This is a genomic window from Oligella urethralis DSM 7531 (assembly GCF_000372065.1).
Classification (GTDB): Bacteria; Pseudomonadota; Gammaproteobacteria; order Burkholderiales; family Burkholderiaceae_B; genus Oligella; species Oligella urethralis.
Window position 1 is genome coordinate 134,341 of record NZ_AQVB01000002.1, and the last position, 14,676, is coordinate 149,016.

General features: G+C 47.0%; 11 protein-coding genes. 6 read left to right on the top strand and 5 right to left on the bottom strand.

Going from position 1 to position 14,676, the window contains the following annotated elements; all coding sequences use genetic code 11:
- Window positions 1-15: 15 nt before the first annotated feature.
- Window positions 16-3,558 carry a DNA polymerase III subunit alpha gene (dnaE, locus tag A3GA_RS0102180; RefSeq protein WP_018025746.1) on the top strand — a complete coding sequence of 1,181 codons (3,543 nt, stop codon included), beginning with the start codon at window positions 16-18 and terminating at the stop codon, window positions 3,556-3,558.
- A gap of 63 nt (window positions 3,559-3,621) precedes the next feature.
- Window positions 3,622-4,407 carry a YdcF family protein gene (locus A3GA_RS0102185; RefSeq protein ID WP_018025747.1) on the top strand — a complete coding sequence of 262 codons (786 nt, stop codon included), beginning with the start codon at window positions 3,622-3,624 and terminating at the stop codon, window positions 4,405-4,407.
- 23 nt (window positions 4,408-4,430) lie between these two features.
- On the opposite strand, the gene A3GA_RS0102190 is transcribed toward A3GA_RS0102185, so the two are convergent.
- A complete protein-coding gene (locus A3GA_RS0102190; protein WP_026156756.1) occupies window positions 4,431-5,402 on the bottom strand; it encodes a glycosyltransferase family 9 protein in 972 nt (323 codons plus the stop codon).
- A gap of 98 nt (window positions 5,403-5,500) precedes the next feature.
- Here A3GA_RS0102190 and msbA point away from each other — a divergent pair, with 98 nt between their 5' ends.
- Both msbA and A3GA_RS0102200 read left to right on the top strand, forming a co-directional pair.
- Window positions 5,501-7,273, top strand: coding sequence for a lipid A export permease/ATP-binding protein MsbA (gene msbA / locus A3GA_RS0102195; protein WP_018025749.1), 1,773 nt, complete (start codon window positions 5,501-5,503; stop codon window positions 7,271-7,273).
- Between the two features lie 85 nt (window positions 7,274-7,358).
- Window positions 7,359-7,721, top strand: a complete 363-nt coding sequence (locus A3GA_RS0102200; RefSeq protein ID WP_018025750.1) for a hypothetical protein — start codon at window positions 7,359-7,361, stop codon at window positions 7,719-7,721.
- 61 nt (window positions 7,722-7,782) lie between these two features.
- Here the strand turns inward: A3GA_RS0102200 and rng are convergent, their stop codons facing one another.
- Window positions 7,783-9,246 carry a ribonuclease G gene (gene rng, locus A3GA_RS0102205; RefSeq protein ID WP_018025751.1) on the bottom strand — a complete coding sequence of 488 codons (1,464 nt, stop codon included), beginning with the start codon at window positions 9,244-9,246 and terminating at the stop codon, window positions 7,783-7,785.
- Window positions 9,247-9,488: 242 nt separating this feature from the next.
- Here rng and A3GA_RS0102210 point away from each other — a divergent pair, with 242 nt between their 5' ends.
- Window positions 9,489-10,079 carry a hypothetical protein gene (locus A3GA_RS0102210; protein WP_018025752.1) on the top strand — a complete coding sequence of 197 codons (591 nt, stop codon included), beginning with the start codon at window positions 9,489-9,491 and terminating at the stop codon, window positions 10,077-10,079.
- Between the two features lie 119 nt (window positions 10,080-10,198).
- On the opposite strand, the gene glmS is transcribed toward A3GA_RS0102210, so the two are convergent.
- Complete coding sequence (gene glmS / locus A3GA_RS0102215; protein WP_018025753.1) at window positions 10,199-12,031, bottom strand: glutamine--fructose-6-phosphate transaminase (isomerizing); 1,833 nt, start codon at window positions 12,029-12,031, stop codon at window positions 10,199-10,201.
- Window positions 12,032-12,231: 200 nt separating this feature from the next.
- Between glmS and A3GA_RS0102220 the strand changes: the two genes are divergently transcribed.
- Window positions 12,232-12,696 (top strand): Lrp/AsnC family transcriptional regulator, encoded by a 465-nt coding sequence (locus tag A3GA_RS0102220; RefSeq protein WP_018025754.1) that lies wholly within the window; start codon window positions 12,232-12,234, stop codon window positions 12,694-12,696.
- A gap of 176 nt (window positions 12,697-12,872) precedes the next feature.
- On the opposite strand, the gene A3GA_RS11155 is transcribed toward A3GA_RS0102220, so the two are convergent.
- Both A3GA_RS11155 and A3GA_RS0102230 read right to left on the bottom strand, forming a co-directional pair.
- A complete protein-coding gene (locus A3GA_RS11155) occupies window positions 12,873-13,682 on the bottom strand; it encodes a DMT family transporter (RefSeq protein ID WP_018025755.1) in 810 nt (269 codons plus the stop codon).
- 128 nt (window positions 13,683-13,810) lie between these two features.
- Complete coding sequence (locus A3GA_RS0102230) at window positions 13,811-14,401, bottom strand: TetR/AcrR family transcriptional regulator (RefSeq protein ID WP_018025756.1); 591 nt, start codon at window positions 14,399-14,401, stop codon at window positions 13,811-13,813.
- Between the last annotated feature and the right edge of the window lie 275 nt (window positions 14,402-14,676).

Here is a 14,676-nt window from a genome sequence, read left to right on the forward strand (position 1 = left end):
ATTAGAGAGTAGATTATGAGTGATACCTTGCTCGCCACCGCTGAGTCTGGTGCGGCTGAGCTGTCAGCCACCCCAGCGTTTGTGCATTTACGAACCCATTCCGAGTATTCGGTGGTGGACGGTACCATCCGTATCGGCGATATGATTAAGCAGGCCAAGGCATTTAATCAACCGGCCTTGGCTTTGTCCGATTTGGGTAATTTATTTGGTTATATCAAGTTTTATAAGGCAGCTCGTCAAGCCGGTATTAAGCCGATAGCCGCTTGTGATTTTTGGATTGATAATCCGCAGGATGAAAAAAAGCCTTATCGTTGCTTGTTAATCGCTCGTAACCATGCCGGTTATTTACAACTATGCCGCTTGATTTCCCGCTCCTGGATTGATAATCCACAAATTGATCGGGGTCAGTTAAAGCCAGAATGGTTGGCAGATCCTGCTGAAACCGATGGTTTGATTTTATTATCGGGGGCGCGCGCAGGCGATATCGGTCAAGCGCTTGAGGTCGGTCGTTTTGAGCAGGCGCTGAGTTTGGCAGAGCATTGGGCTAAGTTATTTCCTAATCGCTTTTATATTGAATTGCAAAGAGCGGGATTTGAGGGCGATGAGCGCTATGTGCAAGAAGCTTTAAAGCTAGCTCAAGAGGCTCACTTACCGGTGGTAGCCACCCATCCCATCCAGTTTTTAAAAGCCGATGATTTTGATGTGCATGAGGTGCGGGTGTGTATTGCTGAGGGTGAGGTATTAGCCAATGCCAATAGAAGCAAACGCTTTAATTCGCAGCAATATTTTCCTAGTTCAGAGGAAATGCTGGATAAGTTCAGCGATATTCCTTCAGCCACGATGAATGCCGTGGAAATCGCCAAGCGCTGTAATCTCACGATTCAACTCGGCAAGCCGAATTTACCAGATTTTGAGACCCCTGAGGGGATGACGCTGGACGAGTATTTAATCAGCCTATCACATCAAGGTCTGGATAAGCGACTGGAGTTTTTATTTCCCGATGCTGAGGAACGGGCTAAGCAAGAACCAGCCTATCGAGAACGCTTGGCGCTAGAGTGTAAAATCATCATTGATATGGGCTTTCCAGGCTATTTCCTGATCGTACAGGACTTTATTAACTGGGGTAAGTCCAATGGCGTGCCGGTAGGTCCTGGTCGAGGTTCGGGGGCGGGCTCACTGGTCGCTTATTCACTGGGCATTACCGATTTAGACCCGATTCGTTATGACTTACTATTTGAGCGCTTCCTTAATCCGGAACGGGTTTCCATGCCTGACTTTGATATTGACTTCTGTCAGGATCAGCGTGAAAAAGTCATTGATTATGTTAAGGAAAAGTACGGGCGTGATGCGGTTAGTCAGATTGCTACTTTTGGTACCCTGGGAGCCAAGGCGGTAGTGCGAGATGTTGGTCGCGTATTGGAAATGCCATATTCCCTATGTGATGGACTGTCTAAATTAATTCCGTTTAACCCAGCAAAGCCATGGAGTCTTAGTGATGCCATGGAGGGTGAGCCGGAGTTTAGGCGACGTTATGAGCAAGACGAGGAGGTTAAGTCCATTGTTGATGCCTCGTTGCCACTTGAGGGCCTGGTGCGTAACGTCGGTATGCACGCTGGGGGTGTGTTAATTGCACCGGGTAAGCTGACCGATTTCTGTCCTCTCTATTGCCAGCCGGGACATAGTGGGAGTGTGGTCTCGCAATATGATAAAGACGATGTGGAGCAGGCCGGGCTGGTAAAGTTTGACTTCTTGGGCTTACGTAACCTGACCATTCTTGATTGGGCGGTGCGTTATGTGCAACGCTTTAATCAGGGCCAAGAGGCCTTTGATATTATGGCGGTGCCCTTAGATGATCCGGCAACGTACCAACTACTGTCCGAGGGCAATACCACCGCCGTCTTTCAATTAGAGTCTCGCGGCATGAAGGAGCTGTTACGCAAGCTCGTGCCTTCCACCTTTGAGGATGTGATTGCGGTACTGGCCTTATTCCGTCCGGGACCGCTTGACTCTGGGATGGTAGATGATTTCGTTAATCGTAAGCATGGTCGAGCCGAGGTGGATTATTTCCATCCTGACTTAACTTCTACCCTTGAAAGTACCTACGGCGTCATTGTGTATCAGGAACAGGTGATGCTGATTTCGCAGATTATTGGTGGCTATAGCTTGGGTGGTGCGGACTTGTTGCGCCGTGCCATGGGTAAAAAGAAGCCTGAAGAAATGGCACGACATCGCAAAATCTTCGAAGAGGGTGCGATTCAAAAAGGCTATGACGGCGAGATGGCCAAAAACCTGTTCGACCTGATGGAAAAATTTGCGGGTTATGGTTTTAACAAATCACACTCTGCCGCTTATGCCTTAATTTCCTATCAAACGGCTTGGTTAAAGCATTACTATCCAGCAGAATTTATGGCCGCCACCTTATCTTCAGATATGGATGATACGGCAAAAATCGAAATTTTCTGGCGCGATGCCTTGGATAATGGCTTAAGCATTTTGCCGGTAGATATTAATCACTCACAGTACCGTTTTGAGCCAGTTCCTGATCAACATCAAAAGGAATCAGGCACTATTCGTACCATTCGCTACGGCATGGGCGGTGTGAAGGGCGTGGGTGAGAGTGCAATTGAGAATATTCTCAAGGCCCGCGAGCTTGGGGGCGAGTTTAAGGATTTATATGATTTTTGCTCGCGCATCGATCGTCATACGGTGAATAAACGTGCGATTGAAGCCTTAATTCGTGCCGGTGCCTTTGATGCCTTGGAGCCTAATCGTCGTGCCTTATTAGGTAGTCTCGCTAAAGCGATTGAGGCAGCTGAGCAAAAGGCGCTCAATGCCGATCAGGTGTCTTTATTTGGTGATGATAGCGGTGATATCGTCGCCCACGAGATTCAAGGCATTAAGCCCTGGAGCCTTTACGAGGCCTTATTGGAGGAAAAAAGGGCCTTGGGCTTTTACTTTAGTCATCATTTATTTGATGTGTGGCGCGATGAGGTGCGACGCTTTGCGCCGACACCCTTGGCAAGTTTAAAGGAGTCACGTTCATCACAATGGGTGGCAGGCGTATTAACCGCTAGCCGCGCCTTTCAATTAAAGGATAAGGATGAGCGTTTATACTTTTTATTAATTGATGATGGCAGTGCCCAAATTGAGGTTACCTGTGATGCTCATTTATATGAAAGTTGTAGGCATTTAATTAATACGGATGATTTATTGTTGGTGCAGGCACGCGTATCACGTAGCAGCTTTAATAATACGATTCGTATTAATGCGACTGCTTTATATAATTTACAATCGGCTAGAGAGTCAGTGGCAACGGATCTCACCTTGGTGTTAAATGAAGCCATTAGTCCGAAGCAATTGCATGTATTAATGAATCCTTTTAGGGCCGAGCCTGAAAACGGCTTTCCCGGTGTGGCGGTAAAAATCCAATATCAACCCGATCCGGCTACACAATGTGAGATTATGCTTGGTGAGGAATGGCGTGTGCGATTAAATCCGCAATTGTTGGAGGGATTGTCGGCGCGTGAAGAGATTTCAAGCATTGAGGTTAATTATTAGTCAGTTCTACCGTGCCATTGATGGTTATCCGATGATATTTTTTAAGCAGAGCAGCCCCAGAACATGAGCGAAGTCACCAGTCAAATCAGCAGTTTTCTTGTTTTAATGATAGTTCCGCTAAACCTTGCCTTATTTTTGTTGGGTCTAGGGATTGTTTTTTATCTAATACGTTTAAGACGTTTTGCGCTTTTATTGGTCCTCACAGGGGCGCTTTGGCTGGGCGCATGGTCTTTGCCCATCACCTCAATCAAGGTCGGTTCTTTTTTAGAAGAACAGTATGCGGTCAGGAGCATGGATGATTTACCCATGACGGATGCCATTGTGGTGCTAGGTGGTAATACCGGTGGTAATCGACAGAATTGGTTTGAACCCGAGTTAGATGGCAGTTCCACCCATCGTCGCGTGGATACGGCCGAGGCCCTATATCAGCTGGGTAAAGCGCCTAAAATTATCGTTTCCGGCGGGGCTAATGAGGGCGATATCAGTGAAGCGCGTGGCATGGAGTCCGCCCTACGTCATTTAGGCGTACCGGCGGATGCGATTATTCGTGAGGATTTTAGCCGTACCACCCGTGAAAATGCCTTATTTACCCAGCGCACCATGGCTAAGCACCATATTAATTCACTGCTGGTGGTAACCTCCGCCTTACATATGCCGCGGGCCATGGCCGTATTTCATCATTTGGGCATTGAGTCCTATGCAGCGCCTAATCCACCGCAAATCGTCTTACCTAAGGATGAACCGGACTTTAATCCCTATTTACCTAATATGCGTGCCCTTGTTGCTAGTCGCTCAATTATTAAAGAATGTCTTGGCTATTGGGTTTATCGCTTTAGAGGGTGGGTTTAAGTAGCACGGACGAGGCTGCTTTGCTAACTTGCTTTAAGGTATTGGAGGGCGGTATCTAGCACTTCTTGCTGTTCAGGCCAGCGACCGTTTTCGCCTAAAATTAGGGCCTGGGGTGACCAAGGTGCGGTATTGCGCATATCCGTGACGCCGATTAAGGTCATTTGGCGTGCATTGACCGCAGCCGCAAGATGTGAGACCCCAGAGTCGTTACAGATAACCAGGGCAGCATCTTTTAGTAAGGCGGCAAAGGCACCCAGACCCAAGGCTGGTAGTAGGGTGGCAGAAGGCGCGTTAGCTGTTGCTTGCTTAACTTCATTTGGTGGTGGGCACATCAGCACTTGATAGCCCTGCGCTTGTAAACTGCGGGTTAATTGCTCATAGCCTTGCCAAACCTTATTTTTACCCTTATGTAGACCGACGGCGGTGGGGGCAATAAGAATAAACTCGCCTTTTTCTAAGCCATGCTGGGATTGATACATTGCCTTTTCTGCTAATTGCTCATCGGTGAGTGGCAGTAAAACCGTCTCTTTAGGCTCTGCTAGGCAACTAAAGCCCCATTCAGTGAGCGCACTACGAGTTAAGTAAAACCAAGATTCAACCGCATGTGGTTTGGGTGTAGGCTTTTTGATTGGCCAATTTAATAATAATGAGCGTCCGTCATCTTTATAACCGGCGCTACTTAAACCGGCAAATTTAAAGCAAAGTGCGCTAGTTAGTGAGTCGGGCAGTAATAAACCGACCTCCCCATCCGCCACTGGATGTGCTTTACGAAATTGTTTAATGGTGCGAGCATCCTCGCGCCACTTACCACTCATCGCTAAAAAGCTTACTTGGGTGCTTTGTAAATAACCAGCCAATAAATCTTGAGCCCATGGTTTGGCGCAGATAACGACTTTATCAGCACTAGCAATTACGGCATTCAGTGAGGAGAGGCTCATACAGACATCGCCAATCCAATTCGGTAGACGGATAAAAATTCGTGAGATTTTTTTCATAGCTAAAGCGCATGTAGTTCAATCAACTATTGAAACTTTACACTTTTTTAGCCGTAACCGTTAAAATCACAGTGAATTATTAATAATAAGGTTCATGAGTGAGTGATATTGAGCATTTGAGTAAAGCGCAGCAAAAGGCGGTTCGGCGCAATTTATGGCGTCGAATTTTTGAACGTGTTGGTTCGTTCTGGAAGTTCTTAGCCATTTCCGTGCTATGTACTATGATCGCCTCTGCTACGCAGCCGGCCTTGGCCTATTTGATGAAGCCTTTGTTAGACGAGGGTTTTGCCGGCACACGTCCCGACTTTGTTTGGTTGATTCCCTTGGCCATTATTGGGCTGATGTTTATTCGTGGCGTCTTTAACTTTTTTGGCGAATACTTGATGGCTTGGGTGGCCAATAAAGTGCTCTTTAGGATGCGTAAAGAGATGTTTGACAGCCTGCTACATATGCCAGATACCGAGTTTCAAAAGGGTGATAGTGGGCGCTTATTAAATCGCTTTACCGTTGATGCGGGTAATGTCACTCAGCATGCGGCTGAGGTGGTGACGAATTTAGTGCGCGAAGTCTTTGTGGTGCTCGCAATGCTAGCGTTGTTACTCTACCTATCGTGGGAATTAACCTTAATTATTCTCGTCATCTTTCCCTTTTCTGTGCTGGTGGGTGGCTATTTTGCAAAGCGTCTACGTACTATTAACCGTCGTACCTTAGATATGAATGCTGTCTTAACCTCTACGGTCAAGGAGGGGATTGAGGCGCAGCGTGTGATTAAGCTGTTTGACGGGTTTGAGCGTGAAACAACACGCTTCGAAAGGGTGAATCAAGGCTTAAGAGCTTTTGCGATGCGTGCCGCCACAGCGGATGCGGCAATGTCACCGCTGACTCAGTGGGTGATCTCTTTTTCGGTGGCAGCAGTGGTGAGTGTCGCCTTGCATCAGGCGGAACGTGGTTTAACGCCGGGTGATTTTATTGCCTTTATCACCGCCTTAGGGCAGATTTTTGACCCGGTACGTCGTTTAACCAATCTAGCCAGTAAATCTCAAAAAATGATGGCTGCCGCTGAAAGTGTTTTCAAACTGATTGATACGCCGCAAGAACGAGATGAGGGCACGCAAATTTGCACAGTACGGGCAGACTCATTGATTGAGTTTCAGGACATTACCTTTCAATTTAATGAGGAAAGTGCTGAGGTCCTTAAGCATCTGTCCTTTCGTGTTAAGGCAGGTCAAACCATTGCTTTAGTTGGTCGTTCTGGTAGCGGTAAGACGACCTTGGTTAATATGTTGCCGCGTTTTGTGGAGCCTAGTGCTGGGCAAATTGTGATTGATGGTACGCCAATCCATGAATTTACTTTAGCTTCTTTGCGTCATAATTTATCGCTGGTGAGTCAGCATGTGGTTTTATTTGAAGGTAGCATTGCTGATAATATTCGCTACGGTTCTAATCACGCCGCGAGTGATGAGCAATTGCGAGTGGTGCTGGAAGCAGCGAATTTATGGGATTTTGTACAAACGTTACCGGAGGGGTTGAATACCCAAATCGGCGAAAGTGGTTCGTGGTTATCCGGCGGTCAGCGACAGCGCTTAGCCATTGCCCGAGCTTTATTAAAAGATGCACCAATATTGATTTTGGATGAGGCAACATCGGCTTTGGACAATGAATCTGAAAAGTTGGTGCAAGACTCCTTAGAGCGTTTGATGAAGGGACGCACCACCTTTGTGATCGCACATCGCCTGTCGACAGTTAAAAATGCAGATCGTATTTTAGTGTTGGATGGTGGGGTGATTATTGAGGATGGCAGTCATGAAGCGCTCTTGAAAAATAGCGGACTGTACCAATCTCTATACGAAATGCAGTTTAAAGAGGCATAATTCAGCATTTAGCCTTGCTACAGCACACCTCATAAACCCTATTGCTATGATAAAGGCAATAGGGTAATTTATTCGGAGAAATATTATGAATCAAGTGAAGAACCACACCATTGAAAATTGGGGCTATGAGCATCCGGACGTCAAAGGTCCCAATGCACTTATGTTTTTTACTTGGGATCTATCCAAGACCATTGAAAATGCCTTTCAAGATGCCGATGAAAGCAATCTTGAGGCCTACGTGCAGCAAGCACAGGCCTCGGTTGATCGCTTATTAAGTCGTTATGTTGAAATCGGTGCCGATCCCCAAGTGTTTGAGGGGCAGTATATTAATCTGACGATTGAACAAAGACCGGACTCAAACAGCGCCTTAATTGCGCTAGAGACCTCACCGGAGCTTGAAGCAAAAATTATTGCAATGCAGGCTCGGATCCAACCCGGTCACAGTTAATTGATTTGAATCGAGTGAAATGACGCCGCTGTGAGCTTTAGTTCCCAACGGCGTTGTGATCTTACATCAATACGATATCGTACATTTCCTGCGTGTAGTTATTATCAACTTCCAGACTAATGGGTTTACCAATAAACTCATCTAGCATGCTGAGAAAGCTGCTTTCCTCATCCAAAAACAAATCAATCACATGTGGCGACACAATTAATCTAAATTCTTTAGGATTAAACTGCTTTGCTTCACGTAAAATCTCACGCATGATGTTGTAGCAGACTGTTCGTGCCGTCAGGATTTGCCCACGGGTTTCACAAGTGGGGCAAGGCTCACAGAGTAAGCTTAAAAGCGAGTCGCGGGTACGTTTACGCGTCATTTCCACTAAGCCCAAACTGGAAAAGCCATTGACCGTGGTGTGGGTGCGATCATGGGCCAGTGCTTTTCTCAGTTCATCTAGTACCGCTTCTTGGTGTTCGACATTATCCATATCAATAAAGTCGATAATTATAATCCCGCCGGTATTGCGCAGGCGCAATTGACGGGCAATGGCAAGACTAGCTTCTAAATTGGTTTTAAAAATGGTGTCATGAAAATTTCTAAACCCTATGTAACCACCGGTATTTACATCAATACTGGTTAAGGCCTCATTGTGGTCAAAAATTAAGTAGCCGCCAGATTTTAAATCGACGCGACGCGAGAGGGCAGTCTTAATCTCTTCGTCCACATTGGCCAAATCAAATAAGGGGCGTGGTCCAGTATAGTGACGAATTTTATCTGCTATCGCTGGGGTATAAACCTGTGCCCATGCTTGTAGTTGTTGACTGATGGTGCGTGAATCGATTTCAATACTTTCTGTATCGGCGGTTGCAAAATCACGCAACACCCGTTGTGCCAGACTTAGGTCTTCATAGAGTAGGGCGGGTGCCCCCTTTTTTTTCATCTCATCAATGGTTTTTTGCCAGCGTAGTCGCAAATACTCCTGATCGTTTTTTAGCTCCTCGTCAGTCGCCCAACTTGCTTGGGTACGAATGATATAACCGCCTTTTTCCTGAGGGTCCATCAGCTTTTGTACACGCGCTTTAAGCGCTTCACGCTCCTCTTCGGATTCGATTTTTTGGGAAATACCAATATGCGGATCGTGAGGCAAATAAACGAGGGCGCGTCCCGCAATACTGATTTGATTAGAAACGCGCGCACCTTTGGTGCCGACTGGATCCTTGATGACCTGCACTAATAATGTTTGTCCCTCAAACAAGACCTTTTCTATGTGTACCTGTACATTGTCATTGAGTCGACTCTCTCGATTCTCTCTGAGATCGGCAATATGCATAAAGGCCGCTCGCTCTAAGCCAATATCAATAAAGGCGCTCTGCATGCCTGGCAAGACCCGAGTGACCTTGCCCAAGTAGATATTACCCACCTTGCCGCGCTGATTGCTACGCTCAAGTTGAATCTCTTGCACCGTGCCTTGCTCAACAATCGCCACGCGCGTTTCAAACGGCGTGACATTAATTAAAATCTGCTCATTCATTAAAAATTAAAAATATGTAAGTTTTTCTATCACATTATCTTAGCGTATGTCGCAGCGCTTTGCTGTGCAGCGACTTTTTAAGCACGTATCAAATTGAAACAAGACCCTGCCCTATGCCTTTGGACCATTTTATCAGTGGCTCAGCAAGCCTATGTGGTTAAAAAAAATTACAAAATGTCCCGAAAGCTAATTTTTTCATTGATTACACTGTGGCTGATGTAGCTGTTAATCAAGGAGATATTATGAAGTTCAAAAAATGCTTAATTCAAATGCTCACTGTGGTGGGTATCTGTTCATTGAGTGTCAGTAGCGCAATGGCTGAAAAAAGAAGTATTAATACGAACAAAACGATCAGTGAGGGGATTAAAGATAATCCAATTATGGCTTATGTGGTCCCAGTATACGAGGACATCTGGGTTTCAGAATTGAATAGTAATCCGGACGATGGTTCGGTCAGTCTTCGCTATAACAATAATGAGAAGACTCGCACGAGCTTGGTGTCAGCGAAAAAGTTGCCAGACAATATGAAAGCGGAAGATGCGATGGAGCATCTTGATAAGGGGGTGAGGCAGGCACTTGGCGATGGCAAAGAAAGCTTGGTTGAGAGGCAGTTTAAGACGGATAAGGGACATGAGGTCGAGTGCCTCGGATTCATTAATGAGAATGAAAAGCGCAGTCAATCAATGTGCGTCTCGGTGTTTGATCACTATTATGTGCAAGCAAGTTTAGCTTGGGCTTTAGATGATGAAGAGCGAGGTGAAGAAGTGTTCTCACGATCCGATGACTTTGTGAAGGCTGTGTTCGATAAGTTTTCTGAGTATGAAGGGATTTAATTAGCTGTTATTTGTCAACGAGCCGGCGATTTTGCTGATGCAAGGAGTGTAGGAGCTGGCAGAGCAGTGGCCGGCTCGTTGCATTATTTATTCAGGCAGTAAAGCTGCTTAGATAGGCTTTACTCCACGGTCACACTTTTTGCTAAATTGCGTGGTTTATCTACGTCGGTGCCACGTGCTACTGCTGTGTGATAAGACAGTAACTGCAAGGTCACCGTATGTAGGATAGGTGATAATTTGCCATAATGCTCCGGCATACGAATGACGTGCATACCAGGGTTACTGCTAATATTTGTATCCGCATCAACGAACACATAAAGCTCACCGCCACGCGCACGTACTTCTTGCATATTAGACTTGAGCTTTTCAAGTAATTCGTCATTCGGTGCAATCACCACCACAGGCATCGCTTCCGTTACTAAGGCTAGGGGGCCATGTTTGAGCTCACCCGCAGGGTAGGCTTCAGCATGGATATAACTGATTTCTTTTAGTTTTAATGCGCCCTCTAAGGCGATAGGATAGTGTAAGCCGCGGCCTAGAAATAAGGCATTTTCCTTGCTAGCAAAGCGATCAGCCCATGCCATTACTTGAGGTTCTAGTGCAAGGATCGAGCTAAGTGCAACTGGTAAGTGGCGTAGCTGTTTTAAATAGCTCGCCTCCAGTTCTGGAGTCATCCTACCTTTGGCTTTGGCTAAGGCAACGGTTAATAAGAACAGTGCAACTAATTGGGTAGTAAATGCTTTGGTAGAAGCTACACCGATCTCCACCCCTGCACGGGTAATGTAATTTAGCTTACATTCACGTACCATGGCGCTGCTAGCGACATTACAAATGGTTAATGTGTTGTCCATGCCTAAAGCGCGTGCGTGTTTGAGTGCTGCTAGCGTATCTGCTGTTTCACCTGATTGGGAAATCGTCACAACTAGGGTGTTAGGGTTGGGCACGCTCTCACGATAGCGATATTCGCTAGCGATTTCTACATTGACCGGGACTTTAGCAATCGCTTCAATCCAATAACGAGCAGTCATACCGGCATAATAAGAAGTACCGCAGCCTAGAATGAGAATATTATCGATGCGCTTAAAGATAGCTTCAGCCTCCTCACCAAATAACGGAGGATCAATGCTTTCAATATCTTGTAAAGTATCGGCTACCGCACGTGGTTGTTCAAAAATTTCTTTTTGCATGTAATGACGGTATGGGCCTAAGTCAGCCGCTGCCGTATACGCTGACACCGTATGTACTTTGCGCTCAACAGGCGCTAAGTTCGCATCTACTATCCAAATGTTTGAAATTTGAAGATCGGCCATATCACCGTCTTCTAAGTAGATAATTTGATCCGTGGTGCCGGCGAGTGCTAAGGCATCAGAGGCAAGAAAGTGTTCATTATCACCTAGCCCAATGACAAGCGGAGAACCTTGGCGAGCAGCCACAATACGATGCGGTTCATCACGACAAAAGACGGCAATAGCATAGGCACCGCTCAAACGAGCGACAGTTTGTTGGAGTGTTTCAAATAAATCGCCGTGATACAGGTGATCCATCAAATGCGCAATCACCTCAGTATCTGTTTGGCTTTCAAAGGTGTAGCCCTGGGCGATCAGCTCTTCACGTAATTCCTCGTAGTTTTCAATAATTCCGTTATGCACTAGCGCAATGCGGGGTGAACCCTTGTCTTGACCAGAAAAATGGGGATGCGCATTATGAGTTGCGGGTGCGCCATGGGTTGCCCAGCGCGTATGCGCAATGCCTGTAAAACCTTGGATGCCATCGGCTTTGATTTGCTGCGCTAACTCTGCTACCCGTTGTGTACTGCGAGCGCGGTTTAATTCACCATTCATATAAACGGCAACACCGCAAGAGTCATAACCGCGATACTCAAGACGTTTAAGACCTTCTACCAAAATAGGGGTAATATCGCGTTGCGCTACAGCACCTACAATTCCACACATGAGCTTATCTCCAAAAAAGTAATTTCGCTATTTTGCTATAAAATGCTTGAAATTAAAAATCAAAATTGTATGAAAATATGTATAATTATTTTATTGAATAGTTTTGTTTAAAGTATAATAAATTATTAGGTAATTTTTGAAATTAAATTTCAAATCCTGTGTTTGATTGTTCATATTTACTGAGAGAAAGCGGGGTGAGGATGGTGTTATTAGATGATTTAGATAAACGGATTTTGAACGTCTTACAAGAGGATGCCTCTATCAGTAATCAAGCCTTGGCTGAAAAAGTCTTTTCCTCGCCTCCTACCTGCTTACGCCGTGTTAAGCGATTGGAAAAAACGGGGATTATTCAAAAACGCGTCACCTTGTTAGATGCCCAAGCACTAGGAAGCGATTTAACTGCGATTGTTGAGATCAATCTAACCCAACAATCGGCCGAAGTGTTTGATGCCTTTGAAGCCTTAGTTGTGTCAGAAAGCTCTGTAAAACAATGCTACCGTGTCACGAGTGGGCCTGACTTTATTGTGATTTTACAAGTACCAGATATGAATGCTTATCATGAATTAGTGGGTAAGTTATTTACGGCAACGAACCACGTCAGAAATGTACGGACCTTTTTCTCTACGTATCGTAGTAAGTTTGATACCACAGTCACGCTAGCGTAGGTGGCTGTGGTTAATCGCTGTTAGTCTAGGGGAGCCACAGTGCTCAGTCGGCGTTGCAGTACAGAGCGGGCTGTGCGAAGGCTCAGACGTTTCAACACCAGTTTGTAAAACGTTTTGCAGGCATCAAGCATTGACTCGGCCTTGGTGCTGCAACCCATGCGCAATTACGCTGTTTCTTAGGCAGAGGTGGGCGAAGGCTTTGCAGGGCTTTGTTTGCGTGTGTGTGCGGGCAGTGTGATGCATACTAGGCACACGAAAATAAGGGCAACGCTGATCCAACCCATCTTGGGGAGTCGCTCGCCCACAATGACGGCTGCAAGTGCGGCTGCGACAACTGGCTCCAGTAAGGTGATGGTGGTCGCTGTGCTGGCCTGGATCCGTGCCAGACCATAACCAAAACAGAGGTAGCCTAGGAACATCGGCACCAGCGCCATGTAGATGCCTACGGCGGCGTTGTTCCAAGAGGCGAGAAATGGTGCGCCAGTGGTGAATAGCACTGGCATCAATAGCAGCCCACCGATACCGAAAATGGATCCCATGGCGGCACGGGCGGGAATTTGGCGTTGCATCAGGCGACGAGCGGCCCAGGAATACAGCGCATAAGTTAGGCCAGCCAGTAGACCTAGGACCACGCCGAGTGAGATCGAAGGCGCCGCACTAAGTGTATTGTGTCCACTGCTTTCCGCAAGACAGAGTAATACCATCCCTAGTAGACCGAGCATGGCTCCGATGACCCATCGGATACTGACGCGTAGGCCATCCATGAGCATTTCAATGATGGCCGACAGCAGTGGTGCAGTGCCGATAGATACCACGGTGCCCACCGTCACACCGGCAAGGCGCATCGAACCGTAAAAGGCCAAGGGATAGATTGCGACGGCTAATGCACCCAATAGTAGCCAACGGCATTGTGAATGCAAGGCACGGGCATGGCGGGCGATAGTGCGGATGGCAATACTCGCTTGTAGCAAACCGCCGACACCCATGGCCGCCGCGCCGATCGCAGCCGCACCAACTTCCGGCGCGAAGGTGGCAGAAACGCCGGTCGTACCTCATAGTATGGCGGCTAGTATGACACAAGCGACTCCGAGGAAATGCTCATTCACTGAGGTGTTCATAGGGTTTCCAATAGCGAAGCTGCGATGCGCTTGGACTGGATGACGCAATCGCTATTGCCTTCTAGCCCGGCGCGGACGATCCCACCTTCTAGCAAGAAGGCTAGGTGACGGGCAAGCTGTGTGACGCGCTCCCCATCGGCGGGCAGCAATTCGGTCAAGTGCTTGTGTAAGAGTGCCTCTACTTCTTCTTTATGGCTTCGTACGATCTCTCGGCCGACATCCCCAGCTGGGAACTCAGCGGCTGCGTTGAGTAACCCACAACCGCGAAAACCGCGCTCATAAGCATGTTCGGCGTGATCGGCATAGGCATCGAATATAGCCAGCACCCGTTCAGCTGGCCCTTGGGTCTGGCTCACACGGGACTCGTACAGAGAGAGCCATTCGGCATGACGAAACTGCAGGTATTGCGTCACAAGATCGGCTTTAGAGGCAAAGTTGTTGTAAAGACTTTTCTTGGCTACACCAGCTCGTTTGACGATGGCGTCTATACCCGTGGCCACGATGCCATTGTTGTAGAACAGGAGGGCGGCGGCATGCAACAGCCGGTCGTGAGCGCTTTCTTTCTGAGGGTTGGTAGGAGGTGTCATGGGCTTATTCCAATAAAAAGTAGGTAGACCATTATGCCTACTTTTGGCAGTAAGTGGTGAGTGCGTGAATCCATAAGGTACGGGGGAGGGAGTAGCGAATGAAGGAATAGCGAGGCGTGTTAGTGGTGTGTGACGGCTGGCTTTAGCTAACGTCTTGGAGTGAGGTTCTGACTTAGCATCAAGAACCTTGGTAGTTCTAGATTAACTTGTGGCGCAGTTGTTCTGCATGATTGAGCCCGTCGACTTGTCAATCATCCAATGATAGTGTCGGTGTC

What these genes read in the sequence shown, in the direction of transcription:
- A3GA_RS0102230 (WP_018025756.1), bottom strand. Translation starts at nt 14,401, where the DNA reads ATGACACCTCCTACCAACCCTCAGAAAGAAAGCGCTCACGACCGGCTG.
- A3GA_RS0102200 (WP_018025750.1), top strand. Translation starts at nt 7,359, where the DNA reads ATGAATCAAGTGAAGAACCACACCATTGAAAATTGGGGCTATGAGCAT.
- dnaE (WP_018025746.1), top strand. Translation starts at nt 16, where the DNA reads ATGAGTGATACCTTGCTCGCCACCGCTGAGTCTGGTGCGGCTGAGCTG.
- A3GA_RS0102190 (WP_026156756.1), bottom strand. Translation starts at nt 5,402, where the DNA reads ATGAAAAAAATCTCACGAATTTTTATCCGTCTACCGAATTGGATTGGC.
- glmS (WP_018025753.1), bottom strand. Translation starts at nt 12,031, where the DNA reads ATGTGTGGAATTGTAGGTGCTGTAGCGCAACGCGATATTACCCCTATT.
- A3GA_RS0102185 (WP_018025747.1), top strand. Translation starts at nt 3,622, where the DNA reads ATGAGCGAAGTCACCAGTCAAATCAGCAGTTTTCTTGTTTTAATGATA.
- A3GA_RS11155 (WP_018025755.1), bottom strand. Translation starts at nt 13,682, where the DNA reads ATGGGTGTCGGCGGTTTGCTACAAGCGAGTATTGCCATCCGCACTATC.
- A3GA_RS0102210 (WP_018025752.1), top strand. Translation starts at nt 9,489, where the DNA reads ATGAAGTTCAAAAAATGCTTAATTCAAATGCTCACTGTGGTGGGTATC.
- rng (WP_018025751.1), bottom strand. Translation starts at nt 9,246, where the DNA reads ATGAATGAGCAGATTTTAATTAATGTCACGCCGTTTGAAACGCGCGTG.
- A3GA_RS0102220 (WP_018025754.1), top strand. Translation starts at nt 12,232, where the DNA reads ATGGTGTTATTAGATGATTTAGATAAACGGATTTTGAACGTCTTACAA.